Consider the following 4,537-nt stretch of genomic DNA (forward strand, 5'->3'; position numbering starts at 1 on the left):
AGTTTTACCATGGTCAACGTGGCCGATTGTACCAACGTTAACGTGCGGTTTTGAACGTTCAAATTTTTCTTTAGACATTAGATTGTCCCTCTAAGACACGGAATCGGTGGTTAAACCACATCAACCAAGCAAGGATTAAATTCGCTTGTATTCTTTCTTTACAGGAGACAAAACAGGAGATAATTGAGAACATCGGGGAAGTGGTGCTGATAGGCAGATTCGAACTGCCGACCTCACCCTTACCAAGGGTGTGCTCTACCAACTGAGCTATATCAGCACATCTTGGAGCGGGCAGCGGGAATCGAACCCGCATCATCAGCTTGGAAGGCTGAGGTAATAGCCATTATACGATGCCCGCAATGAACTCGGCTACCTGAGTTATCAGCTGTTAAACTGTTTTCCGCAAAGCTTATAGAAGCTTATTGGAGATGGTGGTGGGAGAAGGATTCGAACCTTCGAAGTCTGTGACGGCAGATTTACAGTCTGCTCCCTTTGGCCGCTTGGGTATCCCACCTATCCAAATTTTTAATGGTGCCGGCACCAAGAGTCGAACTCGGGACCTACTGATTACAAGTCAGTTGCTCTACCAACTGAGCTATGCCGGCATCAAGTGCTGCGCATTCTAGGAAGAGTGAGCGCAGGTTGCAACAAAAAAATTTAATTTTTTGTTCATTCGCTCATATTTTATTCACTTTTTGCGATTTTGTTGATTTTTTATCTATTTTAAGATTAAAACATCAACAGCAGCCATTAACTATAATCGATTATAATCTGAGGAGTAAAGCACCGTTATCAAGTTTGGTTTCGTAAAATATAATTTTTTTATTCACTATCACAGTTTTCCTCCTGTTTTGATCGTTTAGTTTTTCAGCAAAAGTCCTGCTTTTTTTTGCATACGTCAAAAAAAATTCACATAAAACACAAAAAAACCTACGCCTACTTCCCTTCACTCGCTATGATGCTATCAAATTCTATGGATACAGATGCTTTAGCAGCCTGTCCAACCTGCACACAATAGGCAGATGTTGGCTTATGAAACAAAAAGAAAATTTTATGACGACACCATATTTAGAGTTCGATAGAGAGCATTGGGCCACTTTGCGTGATTCTGTTCCTCTAACATTATCATCAAGTGAGCTTCTTGAACTGAAAGGTATTAATGAAGAGCTCTCCATGGATGATGTCATCGAAATTTATCTTCCTCTGTCGCGTCTGCTGAACTTTTATATAAGTTCCAATTTGCGCCGTCAGGCGGTGTTAGAGCAATTTTTAGGAACTAATGGTGCAAAAGTACCCTATATCATTGGTATCGCTGGTAGTGTTGCTGTAGGAAAAAGTACGACCGCCCGTTTGCTACAAGCGCTACTGACCCGTTGGCCTGAACATCGAAAAGTTGACTTGATTACTACCGATGGCTTCTTATATCCAAACCAAGTCTTACGCGACAAAGATATAATGAAGAAAAAAGGCTTTCCCCAGTCTTACGATATGAGAAAGTTGGTTAACTTTGTTTCTCAAATCAAGTCAGGAGCACGCAATGTTGCAGCGCCTGTTTATTCGCATTTAACCTACGATATAGTTCCTGATCAGACACAAGTTATCGATCAACCTGATATTTTAATATTAGAAGGGTTAAACGTCCTGCAAAGTGATATGGACTACCCTCAAGATCCTCACCATGTCTTTGTTTCTGATTTTGTTGATTTTTCCATTTATGTTGATGCCGATCCTCAATTACTGAAGCAATGGTATATCGGACGCTTTTTGAAATTTAGACAAGGTGCGTTTTCTGATCCCGATTCATATTTCCATAATTACTCTAAGCTCAGTGAAGAAGAAGCTATCAATGTGGCAAGTTCTATTTGGGATGAGATTAACGGTTTAAATCTTGAAGAGAATATTTTGCCAACTAAAGAACGGGCAAGTTTAATTATGACTAAGGGCGAAAATCATTCTATTCGGAATGTACGCTTAAGAAAATAGTTAATAAGGCCGGTATTATCCGGCCAATTTAATTAACTCTCATTCGATCTTAATGATATTTCACCGCCAATATAGGGAATAATTTCTCCATTTTCTTTTTGTAATAACAGAGCACCCTGCTCATTTATCCCTCTTTCAACACCAATAACAATATCATTACCAATCAATAGCTTAACTTTGCGATCTAAAAAGTTATCTAATTCAAACCACCGAGATAAAAATGGTTTCAACCCTTGTTTTTCAAATATACGTAATGATTCTTTTAATGAATTAATAATATTTCCTGCTAATTCATTTCTCTCAATATTTTCAATTTCATCAATTAATGCAGACCAAGCTTGATTAATTGTTTCTTCTTTTTTAATGATATTTTTACTCATACCAATATTGATACCAACACCAATAATAATATGCGCTGCATCACCAGTTTTACCGGTTAGTTCAACCAGAATTCCAGCAAGCTTCTTATCATTCATGTAGAGGTCATTAGGCCATTTAACTTTGACTTTATTTCCACATAATTTATTTAAGGTTTCGGCAATCACAATACCAACCACTAAGCTCAAACCAATCGCAGCAGCAGGACCTTGTTCTAACTTCCAATATGTTGAAAGGTAAAGGTTACATCCGAATGGCGAAATCCATTGGCGCCCACGACGACCTCTTCCTGCACTTTGGTATTCAGCTAAGCAAGTATCCCCAGATTGCAGATGAGGGATTCGATCCAACATATATTGGTTAGTTGAATCGATAACCGGTTCAACTATAACATTAGAGTCAGTAACATACTGTTCAATGCGTTCTTTACTCAGTAGGTTAATTTGCGAAGGAAGCTGATATCCTTTGCTAGTCACAGTTTGAATATCAAGACCCCATGAGCGCAATGTTTTAATATGTTTGTTAATTGCCGCTCTCGTCATTCCTAAGCGTTCACCCAGTTGTTCTCCTGAATGAATTTGTCCATCCGCCAAAATATCGATAACCTGTAATGGAATACTCATCTCTTTCATTGTATACAGTCCATCGCATTGACCTCTCCATTTCGTCCTATAAAACGAACTTCAGGCTCCAAAAATATATCGAAATGCTGTGCAACTGTGTGGCTGACATGCTTAGCGAGCTCCACAATATCTTTTCCTGTCGCATTCTCTCTATTGATCAATACCAAAGCTTGCTGTGTATGAACTGCAGCACCACCTAGTTCATAACCTTTTAAGCCACATTGGTCAATCAACCAACCTGCCGCTAATTTCACATTTCCATCTGCCTGAGCGTATTGAGGACAATTAGGATAGCTAGCTTTGATTGTCTCCGCGAGTTCACCAGAGACGACCGGATTTTTAAAGAAACTACCAGCATTACCTGTTACAGCGGGATCCGGTAATTTACTTCTGCGAGTCGCACATACCGTATCAAACACATCAGAAGGCGTTACAGTATTAGGATCGAGCTTAGCTAAATCACCATATGTTAGCTTTGGTGACCATTCCTTAGCAAAAATCAATCCAACGCTGATAATCGCATGTGAATTCTGATATTCATGTTTAAAGATACTGTCTCGATATCCAAAACCGCATTCTTCAGCAAGGATTCGAGTGATTCGACCTGTATTTAAGCAGAGGATATCCACATATTCACAAATATCTTTTAGCTCTAAGCCATAAGCTCCAATATTTTGTATCGGTGCAGAACCTACGCATCCAGGGATCAGCGCTAAATTCTCTGCGCCATATATTCCTTTATGAAGCAATGTTTCAAGTAGTTGATGCCAGTTTTCCCCCGCGGATGCGTGTACATGCCAAGCATCTGCAGACTCAGTAATTTCGATCCCCTTAATTCTGTTTACAATGACCACACCTTCAAAGTCTTCAGTAAATAACACATTGCTTCCCCCGCCTAATAGCAGTACTGGAAGATTGTCATTTTTTGCTGTTGTCCACTGTTGGTACAGCGCATCAGCGCTTTGTACAATATTCACCTTAATAGCTTTGGCATCAATACCGAAGCTATTAAGTGATTTGAGTTCGGCGGTCAGGTTCATTGCTACCTTCATTTCAAATAATAATCTAAGTTTTTATAAGTCTATCAGCCAGACCTAGCAGTGAATAGCATGTAGGTGGAAATAATATGATAAGTAAGAAATTGAGAAGAGTTTTGAAAAGTACAGATCGTTAGATAGCAAAAAGCCACCCATTGGGTGGCTTCTTATATTTAAAACCTAGCAGTTCCCTACTCTCACATGGGGAGACCCCACACTACCATCGGCGCTACGGCGTTTCACTACTGAGTTCGGCATGGGGTCAGGTGGGACCACCGCGCTATTGCCGCTAGGTAAATTCTTTTAAATTATTTTAGTATTCATGGTGCTGATACCCAGATTCGAACTGGGGACCTCACCCTTACCAAGGGTGTGCTCTACCAACTGAGCCATATCAGCAATATGGTACGGTCAGTCAGCACTGACACAACCTTAAAAATTAATGTCTGGCAGTTCCCTACTCTCACATGGGGAGACCCCACACTACCATCGGCGCTACGGCGTTTCACTGCTGAG

At 40.2% G+C, this 4,537-nt stretch carries 3 protein-coding genes, 5 tRNA genes, 1 rRNA gene and 1 pseudogene; 1 reads left to right on the forward strand and 9 read right to left on the reverse strand.

Annotated elements, in window-relative coordinates; genetic code table 11:
* The 5 genes and pseudogenes from JK188_RS16470 to JK188_RS16490 form a co-directional block, all read right to left on the reverse strand.
* Window positions 1-78, reverse strand: a pseudogene (locus JK188_RS16470) (GTP-binding protein); the annotation flags it as partial.
* 123 nt (window positions 79-201) lie between these two features.
* Window positions 202-277, reverse strand: a tRNA-Thr gene (locus JK188_RS16475).
* Between the two features lie 6 nt (window positions 278-283).
* Window positions 284-358 (reverse strand) — tRNA-Gly (locus JK188_RS16480).
* 71 nt (window positions 359-429) lie between these two features.
* Window positions 430-514 (reverse strand) — tRNA-Tyr (locus JK188_RS16485).
* Window positions 515-529: 15 nt separating this feature from the next.
* Window positions 530-605 (reverse strand) — tRNA-Thr (locus JK188_RS16490).
* 427 nt (window positions 606-1,032) lie between these two features.
* Between JK188_RS16490 and coaA the strand changes: the two genes are divergently transcribed.
* On the forward strand, window positions 1,033-1,983 hold the full coding sequence (coaA, locus tag JK188_RS16495) for a type I pantothenate kinase (RefSeq protein ID WP_036950939.1): 951 nt from the start codon (window positions 1,033-1,035) through the stop codon (window positions 1,981-1,983).
* 32 nt (window positions 1,984-2,015) lie between these two features.
* Here the strand turns inward: coaA and birA are convergent, their stop codons facing one another.
* The 4 genes from birA to JK188_RS16515 all read right to left on the reverse strand — a co-directional run bounded on the left by birA (window position 2,016) and on the right by JK188_RS16515 (window position 4,420).
* A complete protein-coding gene (birA, locus tag JK188_RS16500; RefSeq protein ID WP_211888012.1) occupies window positions 2,016-2,993 on the reverse strand; it encodes a bifunctional biotin--[acetyl-CoA-carboxylase] ligase/biotin operon repressor BirA in 978 nt (325 codons plus the stop codon).
* On the reverse strand, window positions 2,990-4,024 hold the full coding sequence (murB, locus tag JK188_RS16505) for a UDP-N-acetylmuramate dehydrogenase (protein ID WP_211888013.1): 1,035 nt from the start codon (window positions 4,022-4,024) through the stop codon (window positions 2,990-2,992). Before murB ends, birA begins: the two co-directional genes overlap by 4 nt.
* 175 nt (window positions 4,025-4,199) lie before the next feature.
* Window positions 4,200-4,315: ribosomal RNA gene (rrf, locus tag JK188_RS16510) — 5S ribosomal RNA — on the reverse strand.
* A 29-nt stretch (window positions 4,316-4,344) separates the two neighbouring features.
* Window positions 4,345-4,420, reverse strand: a tRNA-Thr gene (locus JK188_RS16515).
* Window positions 4,421-4,537 lie beyond the last annotated feature (117 nt).

The organism is Providencia sp. JGM181, from assembly GCF_018257375.1.
In the GTDB taxonomy this organism is placed as follows: domain Bacteria; phylum Pseudomonadota; class Gammaproteobacteria; order Enterobacterales; family Enterobacteriaceae; genus Providencia; species Providencia lanzhouensis.

What these genes read in the sequence shown, in the direction of transcription:
- coaA (WP_036950939.1), top strand. Translation starts at nt 1,033, where the DNA reads ATGAAACAAAAAGAAAATTTTATGACGACACCATATTTAGAGTTCGAT.
- birA (WP_211888012.1), bottom strand. Translation starts at nt 2,993, where the DNA reads ATGAAAGAGATGAGTATTCCATTACAGGTTATCGATATTTTGGCGGAT.
- murB (WP_211888013.1), bottom strand. Translation starts at nt 4,024, where the DNA reads ATGAACCTGACCGCCGAACTCAAATCACTTAATAGCTTCGGTATTGAT.